This window comes from Oleiphilus sp. HI0123, assembly GCF_001635315.1.
Window position 1 is genome coordinate 1 of record NZ_LWGE01000825.1, and the last position, 757, is coordinate 757.

Annotated in this window: 1 protein-coding gene; it reads right to left on the bottom strand. The window is 46.6% G+C overall.

What is annotated here, in order from left to right; all coding sequences use genetic code 11:
* Nucleotides 1-757: diguanylate cyclase domain-containing protein (locus tag A3761_RS07210; protein WP_156491708.1), on the bottom strand; the 757-nt coding region annotated here is incomplete at both ends.

The following is a 757-nucleotide window of genomic DNA, read 5'->3' on the forward strand; positions in this document are numbered from 1 at the left end:
GTACAAAGCCAGATGATCATTCTTGATCGCTTCCTTCAATTCAGAAACCATCATCAAGCGGCGCGCATTGTATTGATCATATTCAGGGCGATAGTAAGAAAGGTGTCGCTCAAGTGCTTCCGATGAGTCTGCAGCTACTTGGGCATGGCGCAATAAAGTTTCGGTGTTCAAACCGTGCTCAGGACAAACAGCCACACCAATTACCGGACGCAGTTCCAGACGCATCTCCTTAAACTCAATTGGTTGCATTGCCTGCTTTAGAATTTCATTTACCTGCTCTGTGTGGCTTTCCGCAAGCTCTGCCTCAACGAGCATCACAAATGAGCCTGGCTCCAAAGAACAAATTAATGCTTCCTCGGAAGGCCCCTGAAGTTTGACGATACCTGGCATATTAACCGACAATGCAGCGAAATTCTGAGCCACCTCGACCTGCATTAAATCAGTATTATGGTGACCCAAGGTACGACTGATCTCCATATAACGAAGGATTTCGATCACACAAATAGCGATCCGTTTATTCCCACGAGACTCAATAACCAAATTAGCCTGCTGCTCAAAGCAGGAGCGGTTTGGCAAGTGGGTCGTGGGATCAGATAAAGACTTGTTTAATAGCTTCTGTTCGGTTTCTCTGCGCTCAAGTTGCTCCAGTAATCGTGCTTCTTGCGCAGCTATTCGCTGCCTATGCTCTTGATAGAAACGTGAGGCTAAGGCTGCGTTTAGTATAAATAGCTCTAGTGCTGAACCGATCTGCATACCG